The organism is Acidovorax radicis N35 (assembly GCF_000204195.1).
Classification (GTDB): Bacteria; Pseudomonadota; Gammaproteobacteria; order Burkholderiales; family Burkholderiaceae_C; genus Acidovorax; species Acidovorax radicis.
Genome location: NZ_AFBG01000021.1, coordinates 429,531 through 443,038, shown reverse-complemented (window position 1 = coordinate 443,038; position 13,508 = coordinate 429,531). Strand labels below are relative to the sequence as shown.

Annotated in this window: 13 protein-coding genes; 3 read left to right on the top strand and 10 right to left on the bottom strand. The window is 68.2% G+C overall.

Going from position 1 to position 13,508, the window contains the following annotated elements:
• Positions 1–57: 57 nt before the first annotated feature.
• From ARADN35_RS0119020 to ARADN35_RS0119005, 4 genes are all read right to left on the bottom strand, one after another.
• Entirely contained in the window at positions 58–1,968 is a 1,911-nt protein-coding gene (locus ARADN35_RS0119020; protein ID WP_029414190.1) for a B12-binding domain-containing radical SAM protein, read from the bottom strand.
• A 100-nt stretch (positions 1,969–2,068) separates the two neighbouring features.
• Positions 2,069–3,124, bottom strand: coding sequence for a sensor domain-containing diguanylate cyclase (locus ARADN35_RS0119015; protein WP_010464968.1), 1,056 nt, complete (start codon positions 3,122–3,124; stop codon positions 2,069–2,071).
• A 58-nt stretch (positions 3,125–3,182) separates the two neighbouring features.
• Positions 3,183–3,734, bottom strand: a complete 552-nt coding sequence (locus ARADN35_RS0119010) for a gamma carbonic anhydrase family protein (protein ID WP_010464967.1) — start codon at positions 3,732–3,734, stop codon at positions 3,183–3,185.
• 100 nt (positions 3,735–3,834) lie between these two features.
• Positions 3,835–4,461 (bottom strand): TetR/AcrR family transcriptional regulator, encoded by a 627-nt coding sequence (locus ARADN35_RS0119005; protein ID WP_010464966.1) that lies wholly within the window; start codon positions 4,459–4,461, stop codon positions 3,835–3,837.
• A gap of 129 nt (positions 4,462–4,590) precedes the next feature.
• On the opposite strand from ARADN35_RS0119005, the gene ARADN35_RS0119000 reads away from it, so the two are divergent.
• Positions 4,591–5,697 carry an MBL fold metallo-hydrolase gene (locus ARADN35_RS0119000; protein WP_050812552.1) on the top strand — a complete coding sequence of 369 codons (1,107 nt, stop codon included), beginning with the start codon at positions 4,591–4,593 and terminating at the stop codon, positions 5,695–5,697.
• A gap of 22 nt (positions 5,698–5,719) precedes the next feature.
• On the opposite strand, the gene pdxR is transcribed toward ARADN35_RS0119000, so the two are convergent.
• Positions 5,720–7,177, bottom strand: a complete 1,458-nt coding sequence (pdxR, locus tag ARADN35_RS0118995) for a MocR-like pyridoxine biosynthesis transcription factor PdxR (protein WP_029414189.1) — start codon at positions 7,175–7,177, stop codon at positions 5,720–5,722.
• 99 nt (positions 7,178–7,276) lie between these two features.
• Between pdxR and ARADN35_RS0118990 the strand changes: the two genes are divergently transcribed.
• Positions 7,277–7,756, top strand: coding sequence for an OsmC family protein (locus tag ARADN35_RS0118990; protein WP_010464963.1), 480 nt, complete (start codon positions 7,277–7,279; stop codon positions 7,754–7,756).
• A 1-nt stretch (position 7,757) separates the two neighbouring features.
• Positions 7,758–8,393 carry an FMN-binding negative transcriptional regulator gene (locus ARADN35_RS0118985; RefSeq protein WP_010464962.1) on the top strand — a complete coding sequence of 212 codons (636 nt, stop codon included), beginning with the start codon at positions 7,758–7,760 and terminating at the stop codon, positions 8,391–8,393.
• Positions 8,394–8,486: 93 nt separating this feature from the next.
• Here the strand turns inward: ARADN35_RS0118985 and ARADN35_RS0118980 are convergent, their stop codons facing one another.
• The 5 genes from ARADN35_RS0118980 to ARADN35_RS0118960 form a co-directional block, all read right to left on the bottom strand.
• Positions 8,487–9,878, bottom strand: coding sequence for a homoserine dehydrogenase (locus ARADN35_RS0118980; protein ID WP_029414188.1), 1,392 nt, complete (start codon positions 9,876–9,878; stop codon positions 8,487–8,489).
• Positions 9,879–10,001: 123 nt separating this feature from the next.
• Complete coding sequence (locus ARADN35_RS28700) at positions 10,002–10,130, bottom strand: hypothetical protein (RefSeq protein ID WP_010464960.1); 129 nt, start codon at positions 10,128–10,130, stop codon at positions 10,002–10,004.
• Between the two features lie 174 nt (positions 10,131–10,304).
• Positions 10,305–11,138, bottom strand: coding sequence for a DUF72 domain-containing protein (locus ARADN35_RS0118970; protein ID WP_010464959.1), 834 nt, complete (start codon positions 11,136–11,138; stop codon positions 10,305–10,307).
• 135 nt (positions 11,139–11,273) lie between these two features.
• Positions 11,274–12,587, bottom strand: a complete 1,314-nt coding sequence (locus tag ARADN35_RS0118965; protein ID WP_010464958.1) for an ATP-binding protein — start codon at positions 12,585–12,587, stop codon at positions 11,274–11,276.
• Positions 12,584–13,360 carry a response regulator gene (locus tag ARADN35_RS0118960; RefSeq protein WP_010464957.1) on the bottom strand — a complete coding sequence of 259 codons (777 nt, stop codon included), beginning with the start codon at positions 13,358–13,360 and terminating at the stop codon, positions 12,584–12,586. Before ARADN35_RS0118960 ends, ARADN35_RS0118965 begins: the two co-directional genes overlap by 4 nt.
• Positions 13,361–13,508 lie beyond the last annotated feature (148 nt).

The following is a 13,508-nucleotide window of genomic DNA, read 5'->3' as shown; positions in this document are numbered from 1 at the left end:
TGTTGGATAAGCGCTGGCGGCACTTTTTATCCAAACCATCGACCCACCAGCCGTTCGTCAACCCCGCTCGCGCAGCGCCCGCTCGATGCGGTTGCGCTGCACCGTGGTCTTGGGCACCTTGAAGGGGAACCAGCTGCGTACGTCTTCTTCGAGCCCGATGCCGTGCATGTAGTTGTAGATGGCCTTCTTGAGCGCGCCGCCCAGCGCGTCGTGGTCCACGCCCGTGGGGTCGATGAAGGCCACGTCGTTCTTGGCAAAGTCACCCGGGGGCAGCGGCGCCAGGGTCACGCCGTATTCCTCGGGGTTCTTGCCGACCGGTGAGTGCACGGTGCAGGCAAAACGGTGGAAGAAGCCGCTCTGGATGCAGCCGTTGGCGAACAGCTGGCGCACGTATTCGAGCGCATCCACCGTGTCCTGCACCGTCTGCGTCGGAAAGCCGTACATCAGGTACGCATGCACCAGGATGCCCGCGTCGGTGAACGCCCGCGTCACGCGCGCCACCTGGTCCACCGACACGCCTTTTTTCATGAGGGTGAGCAGCCGGTCGGAGGCCACTTCGAGCCCACCCGAAATCGCAATGCAGCCACTGTCGGCCATCAGCTCGGCCAAGTCGGGGGTGAAGGTTTTCTCGAACCGCACATTGCCCCACCAGCTGATGCCCGCGTTGCGTGCAATCAGCTCGGTGGCCAGCGCTTTCAGTGCCTTGGGCGGCGCGGCTTCGTCGACAAAGTGAAAGCCCGTCTGCCCCGTCTCGCGCACGATGGCCTCGATGCGGTCGGCCAGCACCTCGGCGCTCGCGCCCTCGTAGCGACTGATGTAGTCCAGGCTCACGTCGCAGAAGCTGCACTTCTTCCAATAGCAGCCGTGCGCCACGGTGAGCTTGTTCCAGCGCCCGTCGCTCCACAGGCGGTGCATGGGGTTGAGCATGTCCAGCAGCGAGAGGTAGCGGTCCAGCGGCAGGCCGTCCCAGGTGGGTGTGCCCACCTCGGCGAAGGCCACGTCGGCTTCCATCATGTTGATGTACTGCACCGCGCCATCGTCTCCACGCACAAAGGTACGCACTAAGCGCTGGCGGCCGCGCTCGCCGCGCACATGTTCCAGCAGCGCCAGCAGCGGGCGCTCGCCGGCGTCCAGCGTCACGTAGTCGAAATGGTCGAACACGCGCGGGTCGGCCAGCTCGCGCAGCTCGGTGTTCACAAAACCGCCGCCCAGCACCGTCACCACCTGCGGGTGACGCGCCTTGATGGCCTGTGCAATGCGAAACGCCGCATACACCGAGCCCGGGAAAGGCACCGAGAGCAACACCACATCGGGCGTGTGGCGCTCCAGGGCCTCGTGCGTGAGCTGCTGCAGCATGTCGTCCACCAGCGTAGGCGGCGCGGCCAGCGCATCGGCCAGCGGGTCAAACGTGGGCTGGCTGCCCGCCAGCGATTCGGCGTAGCGCACAAACTCAAAACGCTCGTCCACCGCATCGCGCAGCACATCGGCCAGGTCGTTCAGGTACAGCGTGGCCAGGTGCTTGGCCTTGTCGTGCAGGCCCAGGGCGCCAAACGCCCAGCCCAGCGGGTCGCCGCCCTCGTCGTCCACATACACGTCGAGCGTGGCAAAGCGCGGCCCCTCGGGCAGGTAGTGCCGCCCGGCGATGCGGTGCGCCAGCGTGCTGTCCCGGCCCTGCAGGAAGGCGATGGCCGGGCGAATGGTGGCGAGGTACCGGTCCTTCTGCGCGGCAAAGCTCTGCACGGCGGGGCTTTGTTTTTTGGTGGGCAGTGCGTCCACCTTGGTAGCCACGGCCTTCAGGCCCTCGGGCGAGAGCAGTTGCAGCACCAGCGCCAGCGCCAGGTCTTCCTGGAACGCGGTGACGCCGCGCGAGCGCAGAAAGCCCGTGAGGTAGGCGGTGGACGGATAGGGCGTGTTCAGCTGCGTCATCGGGGGGATGACAGAGAGCACGCGGCACGGAGAAGAGGCCATGGGACGCGGGGGTTGGTAAGCCCCGATTATCCGGGCCTGCGGTTTCTCCCGTGCGGGTGTGGCTACTGCCGCAGGCGGGGGCCTGCCTTTTCGGTGCGGCTCAGCGGTGGGCTGCCAGCCCGCTGCGCGCCTGGGCCACGGTGTCTTCGGCCCGCCGGCGCGCGAGCTTGACCTGGTACATGGTCTGGTCCGCCACGCGCAGTGCCTCTTCGGTGCCGTGTGGCTGGTCTGGGGCAATGGTGACGACGCCCACGCTGGCGCCGCCGTAGTCCAGTGAGGCGCCCGGCAGGTCAAAGCGGCCCTGGGTGACCTGCGTGATGCGCTGGCTCAGTGCGTCCTGTGCAGAGTGCGCTGCGTCGCCACCGTGCGCGCTCAGGCTGATCACCACAAACTCGTCGCCACCCAGGCGTGCGGCCAGGTCCTCGGCGCGCAGCAGGCCTTGCAGCCGCTGCGCGATGGCGATGAGGAATTGGTCGCCCACCTCATGGCCATGGGTATCGTTGATGGCCTTGAAGCCATCCAGGTCGATGAACGCGATCTGGACCCCCATCTGCCGGCGCCGGCCTTGCGCGAGCATCCGCTCCAGCGATTCCACGAGGGCCCGTCGGTTGGGCATTCCTGTGAGCTGATCGGTGGCCGCCATGGTCGCCAGCTGTTCGTTGGCCGACAGCAGCTTCTGGATGAGTTGCTCGCGCTCCACCTGCTGGCCGATCAGGTAGGCGAACAGCGTGAGGATGCGCTCGGCCTCGGGCGTGCGTGGGCGCGTGTGGGTGCTGGCCGCGCACAGCGTGCCGTACAGCGCGCCGTTGCCCATGCGGACGGGCTTGCTCACGTAGGTGCGGATGTTGAGGTCGCGCGCCGCCTGCGAATCGCCCCAGCAGGCCGGCACGTCGTCGGTGAAGGTGCGGCCTTCTTCCAGCGCGCGTTTGCACAGCGTGTCGTTCCAGGGCACGACAAGGCCTTCGGGAATCTGCATGGCGCTGGAGTTGCGTGCATACAGCACATGCTGCACACCCTGGACCTCGTCGATGGAGGTGAGGTAGGTGGACTCCAGCCCCGTCACCGCCTCCAGCATTTCCAGAAGCGGCCGCGTCAGTTCCTCCACCGACTGGGCGGTGGAGACGGATTCGGACAGTTGCTGAAGAAGTTCGCTCATACACCAGAAATTATGGGCCGCGGCGCACAGGGGGGCCACGGCGGTAACCCGGGGAGGATCAGGCGGCTGGTGCCGGTGTGGGCGTGGCCTGGTAGTTGTTCTTCACGCGCACATAGTGCTCGGCCGAATACTTGAGGTAGGCCATCTCGGCCTCGGTGAGCGCACGCTGGCGCACGGCCGGGCGGCCGATGTAGAGGTAGCCGCTCTCCAGCACCTTGCCGGGCGAGACCAGGCTGCCCGCGCCCAGCATCACGCGGTCTTCGATGACGGCGTCGTCCATCACGATGGAGCCCATGCCGATGAGGCATTCGTTGCCGATGCGGCAGCCGTGCAGGATGACCGAATGGCCGATGGTGACGTAGTCGCCAATGACAAGCGGCGAGCCCTCGGGCTTGGCTGCATTGCGGTGCGATACATGGCCCATGGTCAGGTCCTGCACGTTGCTGCAGGCGCCGACCACGATGCGGTTCACGTCGCCGCGCAGCACGGCGTTGCACCACACCGAGCTGTCGCGACCCAGGGTGACGTCGCCGATGACCTGGGCGGAATCATGGATGAAAACGCCGGTGTCCAGAACCGGGGCGGTGTCGAGGTAGGGGGCAAGAGGCATCGGTGTCTGAAGCTGTGTGGGGAAACGGCCAAGCGTAGTGCAAACCGCAATGCGGATGCGCGGATGCTTTGAGGCGGCGTTGCGGTCGGCCGGCAGTAAGTCAGCGCGCCACCGCGTAGAACCCTAAAAACATGTCCACCGCATCGGCCAGCACCTGCTGCTGCTGGGCCGCGTCCAGCGGGGGGCGGCCCATGGCCAGTTGGGGCCAGAAGGCAAAGGCCTTGACCATGCCGTGCAGCTGGTGCGCTGCGTATTGCGGGTCCACGTTGGCACGCAGGGTCCCGTCCTGCTGGGCCGCACGGATCCACCGGGGCAGGCCCTCTTCCTTTTCGGACAGGCGGGTCACCATCGCCTCGGCGCGTTCGGGCGTGTGCATGATTTCTGCCATGGCCACGCGCGAGAGGTCGATGAAGCTCGCGTCGTTGAGCAGCTGCATCTTGTGCTCCAGCACCTGCAGCAGCTGGTCCCGCAGCGGGTGGCCCGCGTCGTAGGCCACCTCGGCCAGCGATTGGCTGCGGTCCCACAGGTGCCCCAGGATGGCCTCGAAGAGTTCGTCCTTGCTGGGGAAATGGTTGTACACGGTGCGCTTGGAAACCTCGGCCGCCGCGGCCACGCGGTCCATGCTGGTGCCGTTGAAACCGTGCTCGCGAAACTCGGCAATGGCGGCCTGCACGATGGCCTCGCGCTTGCGGTCGGTCAGGCGGGACGGGGTGGGAACAAGGGTCATGGGGTCATTTTACACCGGGGAGTTTACTTTTTTGAAAAGTGAACTACACTGTACAGTGCACTTTTAAGAAAGAGCCCCATGCCCCGCCGCATGTCCCGATTCCTCCTCATCCTCACTGCCCTTGTTGCCATGGCCTACAGCATCCTCTCCTGCGCCTCGTTGCCCGCCACGTCGTATGCCGACTCGCCCCAGCAGGTGGACGGCAAGTTCCGCAACACCGCCCCGCGCGAACAGCCGGGTTTGTTCAAGACCGCCGCCATCATGTGGCGCTTTGCCACAGGCAAGCCGGCCGACACCGTGCCCCGCCAAGCCCTGCCGGTGCAGGCGCTGTCGCAGGCCGACCTGTTGGCCGCGCCCGACCGTAGCCTGTGGCGCCTGGGCCACTCCACCATGCTGCTCAAGATCGAAGGCAAGTTCTGGCTGACCGACCCGGTGTTCTCCGAGCGCGCATCGCCGTTCCAGTTTCTGGGCCCCAAGCGGTTCCATGCGCCGCCCATCGCCCTGGACGACCTGCCGCCCATCACGGGCGTGATCCTGTCGCACGACCACTACGACCACCTGGACTACGACGCCATCCAGCAACTGGCACCCAAGGTGGCCCACTTTGTGGCCCCACTGGGCGTCGGTGACCGGCTCATCGCCTGGGGGGTGCCCGCCGCCAAGGTGCAGCAATTCGACTGGTGGCAAGGCACCACCATCGAGGGCCTGCGCCTGGTGGCCACACCCGCCCAGCACTTTTCGGGGCGCAGCCTGTCGGACGGCAACCGCACGCTGTGGGCGTCGTGGGTGCTGATGAGCGGGCAAGGTTCCGATCAGGTGCGCATCTTCTTCAGCGGCGACACGGGCTACTTCGATGGCTTCAAGGCCATCGGCGAGCGCTTTGGCCCGTTCGATCTGACCATGATCGAGACCGGTGCCTACGACGCGCAATGGCCCGATGTGCACATGCAGCCCCACGAAAGCCTGCAGGCCCACCTGGACGTGAAGGGCCGCCACCTCATGCCCATCCACAACGGCACGTTTGACCTGGCCATGCACCCCTGGACGGAGCCGTTCGAACGCATCACCGCGCTGGCGGCCAACGCTGCCGTGCCGCTGGTGGCGCCCGTCATGGGCGAGCGCCTGGACATCCGCACACCGGCCCTGTCGAAACACTGGTGGCGTGATGCAGCGCAGCCGCAGACTGCCCGCACGAAGATGGCGGAAGCGCAACCCGCGCCGTTGCCACGCCTCTGAACCCACGCGGCCTCGCGCATCCTCATGCGGCTCCGCGCAGCAGTGCCCCCACCACCCGCGCTGCCTCCAGGATCTCGGGCGTGTCATACCCTGCGTACCCCAGCAGCCAACCCCTGCGCGGGGACTGCATGGCATAGCGCGACAACGGCGCCAGCATCACACCCGCTGCCAGCGCCTTGCGGCTGATCGCCTCATCGTCGGTGCCGGGCCCGCCTTCGTGCAGCAGGTGCATGCCCCGGTCGCTGGGCCACAGCTGCACCGCGCCATCGCTGGCGTCGGCCAGGGCGCTGATCAGCACCTGTTGGCGCTGCAGATACAGCTCCCGCATGTGCCGCAAGTGGCGCAGCAGGTGCCCCTCGGCAATGAAGCGCGCCAGCACCGCTTGCGCATCACCGGGTGCATGCCGGTCGGTGATGGCACGGGCCATGGCAAAGGCCTCCACCAGCGCGGGTGGCACCACCACAAAGCCCTGGCGCAGGCCGGGGTGCAGGGTCTTGGAGAACGTGCCCACGTACAGCACCCGCTCGGACCCCGGCAGGCTGCACAGCGCGGGCACGCGCTGCGTGTTGCTGCCGTATTGAAACTCGCCGTCGTAGTCGTCTTCCACCACCCAGGCGTCGTGCGCGCGGGCCCATTGCAGCAGCGCCTGCCGCCGCACCAGGCCCATGCCGACCCCCGTGGGGAACTGGTGGGTGGGCGTGACCACCGCCATGCGCGCAGCGGGCCAGCGGGTGGCGGCCTCGTCGATGCGCATGCCGTCGGCATCCATGCCCACCGGCCGCGCCAGCGCGCCATGCCCCAGCAGGCTGGCGCGGATGCCGGGGTAGCCGGGGTCTTCCACCAGCACCTCGTCGCCCACATCCAGCAGCAGCCGTGCAATGAGGTCGATGCCCTGCTGCGAGCCCGAGCACACCACCACCTGCGCCGCATCGCAGCGGATGCCGCGCGAGGCCCACAGCCACTGCGCCACGGCCTGGCGCAGGTCCGGGTCCCCGGCCGGGTCCAGGTACTGGGCACGGTCCACGCGCTGGCGGGCGCTGGCCTGGCGGGTGAGCCGGTCCCACAGCACAAACGGAAAGGTGGCGACCTCGGGCGCGCCAATGCGGAACGCCTTGGCGGCCGCCAGCGGGGGGCGCCAGCGCGACGCCGTGTCGGCAATCAACTGCCCCCGGTGTGACAGGCCCCGGGGCGGCGCCACCAGGCCTTGCGGGGCGGCCGAGGTGGCCGCCACGGCCTGCGACACATAGGTGCCGTCGCCCACCCGCGCTTCCACATACCCTTCGGCCTGCAGCCGCTGCACGGCCCACAGCACGGTGTTGCGCGACACGCCCAGGCTGCTTGCGTGCTCGCGCGACGGCGGCAGCCGCGTGCCCGCGCGCAGGCTGCCCTGCTCGATGGCGCGGCGCAATTGCTCATACACCTGCTGGCGCAGGGTGGTGGCGGTAGATCGATGGGCTCGATTGGCTCCAGGGCTAGGCACGAATTGGCCCTTTCAATGTTGTGATGCCGCCATAAACTGAAGAACCATTGTAGAAACCCGGGCCGCCACCGTGCGATCCGCCTTTGTTGAGAGAACCCCATGGCCCCACACATCGCCACCGTCACCTGGCAGCGCGGCAACGACGACTTTCTGGACAAGCGCTACCACCGCGCCCACACCTGGCACTTCGATGGCGGCGCCACCGTGGCCGCATCGTCGTCGCCCCATGTGGTGCCGCTGCCGTATTCCGACGCCGCGGCCGTGGACCCTGAAGAAGCCTATGTGGCGGCCCTCTCCAGCTGCCACATGCTGTGGTTCATGGATTTGGCCAGCCGTGCGGGCTTTCGGCTCAACAGCTACACCGACGCGGCCGTGGGCACCATGGCCAAGAACGAGCAGGGCCAGCTCGTCGTTACTCAGGTGCAGTTGAGCCCCGTCACACGCTTTGACGCGGCCCATGCGCCCAGCGCCGCACAACTCGACTACCTGCACCACCGCGCCCACGCGTCGTGTTTCCTGGCCAACTCGGTCAAGACGCGGATCGACTGCGCGCCCGTGCTGGAAGTGGAAGGGGCCTGACATGACGATTGCCAACCGCCAGTTCCAGGTGACGGCCCCGGCCATCCTGCAGGCCCAGGTGCGGGCCCAGCCCCTGGCCACCCTGGTCGTATCGCACGAAGGCGTGCTGCATGTGAACCATGTGCCGCTGTACCTGGACCCCACGCGTGGCCCCCACGGCACGCTGGTGGGCCACGTGGGGCGTGCCAACGGTGTCCTGCCACTGCTGCCGCAGGCCGCCGTGGCGGTGTTCCACGGCCCGCAGGCCTACGTCTCGCCCTCCTGGTACCCGTCCAAGGCCATCGACGGCAAACAGGTGCCCACCTGGAACTACGCCACCGTGCACGCCCACGGCACGCTCCACGCAGTGGACGACCCGGTTCAGTTGCGCGCCATCCTGCACACCCTGAGTGAGCGGCACGAGGCCCACCGCCCGGACCCTTGGCGCATTGACGATGCCCCGCCCGACTACATCGACAAACTGCTGCACGCCATCGTGGGCATCGAACTGCCGGTGGACCGCTGGGAAGGCATCTGGAAAGTCAGCCAGAACCGTACCGACACGGACCGCGCGGGCGTGGTGCAGGGCCTGATGGCCGAGGGCACATCCGCAGCAGAGGACATGGCCGCGCTGGTGTTGGGGGGCTTGATGCCATGAGCAACGGGGTTTGTCAAAATTGATAGCTGCTAGCGCTTGATGGATAAGCGCTAGCGCCTTTTTTGACACAAAATCGCGTGTCCCACGGGGTTCTCAGCCCTCCAGCAGTTCCACCCGCAGCGTCACCACCGGGCCTGCCACCGCAGGGTGTGCGGCCAGCGCAAACACGGCCAGGTCCACGGTGGCCTGCGCCACGGCGTCCGTCAGCACCAGCACCTGGGTGTGGCTGCCCGATGGCAGTGATTTCTCGGCGGCCAAGGCCACCTGCAGCACCGGCACGTGCTGCGCGGCCAGCCAGGCGCCCACGGCCTCGATCTGCTGCGCGCTGTGCACCGGCACGCGCAGATAGTGGCGTGTGTGCACGGCCGCGCGGGGCAACACGGCCAGGCCTTCGTTGACCGCATCTGCGTGAAACCCCAGGTGCGGCACCCGCTGCGCGGCACGCGTGCCATCGAGCCGCGCCACATCCACCAGGTCGGCGATCACGGCCGATGCAGTTTGCTCGGACCCCGCGCCCGCGCCGTAGTACATCGTCACGCCCGAGGCATCGCCCTTCACCATCACGGCGTTCATTGACCCGTCCACATGTGCCATCAGGTGCGTGGCGGGCACCAGCGCGGGCTGCACGCGCAGCTCGACGCCGTCCGCGCCACTGCCTGTGCGGCGCTTGGCCACGCCCAGCAGCTTGATGCGAAAGCCCAGCTGCTCCGCACACGCCACGTCCAGCCCCTGCAGCGCGGTGATGCCTTCCACCTGCGCATCGGCAAAACGCACCGGCATGCCAAACGCATTGGCGGCCAGCAGCGAGATCTTGTGCGCGGCGTCGATGCCTTCGATGTCGAAGGTCGGGTCGGCCTCGGCGTAGCCCAGCGCCTGGGCCTGCGCCAGCGCCTCGGCAAAACCCACGCCTTCGTCGCGCATCTTGCTCAGGATGAAATTGGTGGTGCCGTTGATGATGCCGGCCACCCATTCGATGCGGTTGGCCGTGAGGCCCTCGCGCAGCGCCTTGACGATGGGGATGCTCACGGCCACCGCGCCTTCGTACGCCACGACCACGCCGTGCTGGCGCGCGGCGGCGAAGATCTCGTTGCCATGCACCGCCAGCAGCGCCTTGTTGGCCGTGACCACATGCTTGCCCGCGCGGATGGCGGCCAGCACCCATTCACGCGCCGGGCCGGTGCCGCCCGCGGCCTCCACCAGCACGTCCACATCGGGGTGCGTGGCGACCTGCATGGGGTCGTTGGTCAGCGCCACGTCCTTGCCCACCACGCTCATGGCACGGGCCAGGCTGCGGGCGCAGACCACCACCATCTTGATGCCCCGCCCCGCGCGGCCTGCGATGAGTGTCTGGTTGCGCGCCAGCACGCGGAAGGTGCCTGCGCCCACGGTGCCAATGCCGATCATGCCCACGCGCAGAGGGCGCATCGCCACGGTGGCAGCGTGCAACGGTTGAGGCTCTAGGGATGGGACGGGATCGCGGTACATGGACTTCTCCGGCTAACGAACAAACAAAAAAAACCCAGCTGCCAGAGCTGGGTTTCGTGCATTCGTCTTGGGGGAGAAGAGAGCGATCACCAGGTGGCTGCCGAAACGGCCACCTGCGCGTGCTCAGGTGGCCGCGGGGGTAATGGTGGTAATCATTCGTGCAACCACAGCCCGCGTGAACGCGCGCTGCATCATGCCCATGCCTTGGAAGGCAGTGGCGCGTGCGGCGAGGGCGGGGGTGGTGTACGGCATGAAGAGGCGCAGTGTACCTGACGGTGCGGGGCGCGCGTCAAGCCCGAGCCGTGTGGTGGTTGCGCGCAGACGCCGTGCGGCTTGTCGGCAAGTGGTCTGCACGTACATCGAATCGCACGTGATGGTGCTATCAATTAAGTAGCTATTGACGCTTGATGGGAAAGCGGTAGCAGCCTATTTTTCTTGAAATGCCTGCACACCCAGCTGCGCCATCAGCTCCATCGCCCCTGCCGGGGCCCGCTCTTTTGCGCCGTTGATGAAGTACACGAACACGTCGCGCGGCCGCCCGCCGCCCGTCCACGCGCGCACGCCATCCGCCCACTGCGCAATCGCCTCGGGCGTGTAGCCGGTCGGCACATCGGCCTGGCTGCGCATCAGCCGCAGGTAGGCGAAGTCGGCCTCGGCATCGGCGATGGCCGGGAATTTTTCGGAATCGGTGTGCACCGGCACGCAGCCATACCGGCGGGCCAGCGCGATGAAGGCCGGGGTGGCAAAGCTCTCGTGCCGCACGTCGAGCACGTGGCGCAGGCTGCGGCCATCGACCTGCTGGGGCAGCAGCGCGAGGAAGGCCTCGAAGTCCCCCGGCTCGAACGCCTTGGTGGGCATGAACTGCCAGACGATGGGCCCGAGCTTGTCTTTCAGTTCGGAGATGCCGCTCTCCACAAACCGCGTGATCGAATCGCCCGCCTCCGCCAGCACGCGGCGGTTGGTTGCAAAGCGGTTGGCCTTGAGCGAGAACATGAAGCCCTCGGGCGTCTCGCCATGCCACTTGGCGAACGTCGGCGGCTTGAAGGTGCTGTAGTAGGTGCCGTTGACCTCGATGGCGGTGAGCTGGCGGCTGGCGTACTGCAGCTCTTTGCTGTGCACCAGGCCCGCGGGGTAGAAGTTGTCGCGCCAGGGCTCGAAGGTCCAGCCGCCGATGCCGATGCGGATCTGCGGGCCGCTGCTGCTGTTGCTGTTGGCACTGCCTGCGTTGGTGGTAGTGCTGCTGGTGCTGGTGCTGTCCACGGCGTTCCCCCTGGTGAGTCCACGGAACAGGCACTGTAGCAGCGGCCTGGGTCTTGGCGTGAGCGTGGGGCGGGTGCGCGCGGTGGGGCGGCGCACCTGCACACGCGCTTCGAACTTTTAGGAACCTGCCGCGCGCTACGGCTGCTGCCCAGGCAGCTCGACCCGCGCTTCCAGCCCCGGCCCCTCGGCGCGCGGCCCGAGCACCAGGCGGCCGCCCAGCGCCTTGGCGAGCTCGTTCGCAATCGCCAGGCCCAGCCCCGTACCGCCGGTGCCGCGGTTGCGCGAGTCTTCCAGCCGCACGTAGGGCTGCAGCACGGCGGCCAGGTCGGCCTGCGCAATGCCGGGGCCCCGGTCCAGCACGCGCAGCAGCCACGGGCCTTGCGCCTGTGCCTCCAGGCTCAGCTCGGCCGCGCCTGCAAACTTGATCGCGTTGTCCACCAGGTTGCACACCAGCCGGCGCAGCGCCTGTGGGCGCGTATCGCAGGTGCCCGGGTCTGCGTGCAGCAGCGTCACGGGCAGGCCCGCATCGGCGTAGTCGAACGCAATGCTCTGCAGCAGCGCGCGCAGGTCCACGCGCTGCAGCGGCTCTTGCACGGCCTGGGACGAGCGCGCGTAGGCAATGCCCTCTTCCACCAGCGACTGCATCTCGGCCAGGTCCGCGTGCAGCTTGCCCTGCAGCGCGGTGTCGTCCAGCAGGTCGGCGCGCAGGCGCAGGCGGGTGATGGGCGTTTGCAGGTCGTGCGAGACGGCGGCGAGGATGCGCATGCGCTCCTCCAGGTGCGCCTGGATGCGCTGCTGCATGTGGTTGAAAGCCTGGGCGGCGCGCTGCACCTCGCGCGGGCCGTCTTCGGCCAGGGGCACGGCGGGGCGGTCGGCGCCCAGCGCATCGGCTGCGTCGGCCAGCGTGCGCAGGGGCCGCGTGGCCGCGCGCACGGCCCAGGCGCACAGGCCCACCAGCAGCGCCAGTTGCAGCGCCAGCGCGCCCAGCACCCAGGGCGAGACCTGCAGCCGGGGCTCGTCCATGTCCACGGCCAGCGGCGTGCCGTCGGCCAGCTGCAGCTGCAGGCGCAACTCGGTACCGGGCACGTGGGGGTCGATCACGCGCACCGTGCGGCCCGGCGGCAGCGTGGCGCCCACCGCGCCCGCAACCAGGCGGGCCATGTCAGACCGGTCCTCGGGTGTGTCCAGCGGCGCGGTCAGCACAAACCGGTAGTTGCGACGCGCCAGCCGGTCTACCCACTGCGCGCGCTCTGCGGCGGGCAGGCGGTCCAGCATGGCCACGGAGCTGGCTACATCGCTCGCCAGGTACGACACCATCGAGCGCCGCATCGTCATGCCGCGCTCGGTGATCGCCAGCACAAACGTCAGCGCGTGCGCCAGCGCCAGACCGAGCGCCAGCACCAGCAGGATGCGCCCGAACAGCGAGCGGGGCCACCAGCGCAGCATCATGCGGCGGCCCCTCCCCGCGCTGGCGTGGGCGTCTGCACCGCAGTGGGCAACACGTCGGCACAGAACACATAGCCCTCGTTGCGCACCGTCTTGATGTAGCGCGAGCCGCGTGCGCCATCGCCCAGCCGCTGGCGCACGCGGCTGACCAGCAGGTCGATGGAGCGGTCGAACACGTCGGCGTCGCGCCCCTGCGTGAGCTGCAACAGCTGGTCGCGCGTGAGAATGCGCTGCGGGTGGTCCAGCAGCACGCGCAGCAGCCGGTATTCGGCGCCCGACAGCGCCACCACCGCGCCGGTGGCATCGAGCAAGTGGCGCGCCGTGGTGTCCAGCCGCCAGTCGCCGAATGCGAGATGGCGCGCGGGCTCGGCCACCGCCAGGTTGGGCGGGAGCATGCGCGTGCGCCGCAGCACCGCGTGGATGCGCGCCAGCAGCTCGCGCGCGGCAAAGGGTTTGGTCAGGTAGTCGTCCGCGCCCAGCTCCAGGCCCAGGATGCGGTCCGCCTCGTCGCTGCGCGCGGTGAGCATGATGATGGGCAGTGGCGGCGCGCCGGGGCTGCGCAGCTCGCGGCACAGCGTGATGCCGTCGGTGCCGGGCAGCATCAGGTCCAGCACCAAGAGGTCGATGCGCTGCGTGGCCAGCACCTCGCGCATCTGCCGGCCGTCGGCCGCCACGCTCACCTGCAGGCCCTGGCGCTGCAGGTACTCGGCCGCCAGCTCGCGGATGCCCGCGTCGTCATCGACGATCAGGATGTGGTCTTCGGTGGGAGTGCTCATGGGTGGTGATTCTCCGGGGTTTGCCCTGGGTGTGGCAGCGGCGCGGCGGGCCGTATGTATCTGAACTTGTCGGGCGGCGCTGCGGATACGCACGCATACCAAAAGGCCTTGCCAGGAAATATCACCGATACGTCCGCTCGCTTCAATG

Excerpts from the sequence above, each read along its gene's own strand:
- ARADN35_RS28700 (WP_010464960.1), bottom strand. The coding sequence starts at position 10,130 with ATGCCGTACACCACCCCCGCCCTCGCCGCACGCGCCACTGCCTTCCAA.
- ARADN35_RS0118960 (WP_010464957.1), bottom strand. The coding sequence starts at position 13,360 with ATGAGCACTCCCACCGAAGACCACATCCTGATCGTCGATGACGACGCG.
- ARADN35_RS0118980 (WP_029414188.1), bottom strand. The coding sequence starts at position 9,878 with ATGTACCGCGATCCCGTCCCATCCCTAGAGCCTCAACCGTTGCACGCT.
- ARADN35_RS0119015 (WP_010464968.1), bottom strand. The coding sequence starts at position 3,124 with ATGAGCGAACTTCTTCAGCAACTGTCCGAATCCGTCTCCACCGCCCAG.
- ARADN35_RS0119005 (WP_010464966.1), bottom strand. The coding sequence starts at position 4,461 with ATGACCCTTGTTCCCACCCCGTCCCGCCTGACCGACCGCAAGCGCGAG.
- ARADN35_RS0119010 (WP_010464967.1), bottom strand. The coding sequence starts at position 3,734 with ATGCCTCTTGCCCCCTACCTCGACACCGCCCCGGTTCTGGACACCGGC.
- ARADN35_RS0119020 (WP_029414190.1), bottom strand. The coding sequence starts at position 1,968 with ATGGCCTCTTCTCCGTGCCGCGTGCTCTCTGTCATCCCCCCGATGACG.
- ARADN35_RS0118965 (WP_010464958.1), bottom strand. The coding sequence starts at position 12,587 with ATGATGCTGCGCTGGTGGCCCCGCTCGCTGTTCGGGCGCATCCTGCTG.
- ARADN35_RS0119000 (WP_050812552.1), top strand. The coding sequence starts at position 4,591 with ATGGCCTACAGCATCCTCTCCTGCGCCTCGTTGCCCGCCACGTCGTAT.
- ARADN35_RS0118990 (WP_010464963.1), top strand. The coding sequence starts at position 7,277 with ATGGCCCCACACATCGCCACCGTCACCTGGCAGCGCGGCAACGACGAC.
- ARADN35_RS0118985 (WP_010464962.1), top strand. The coding sequence starts at position 7,758 with ATGACGATTGCCAACCGCCAGTTCCAGGTGACGGCCCCGGCCATCCTG.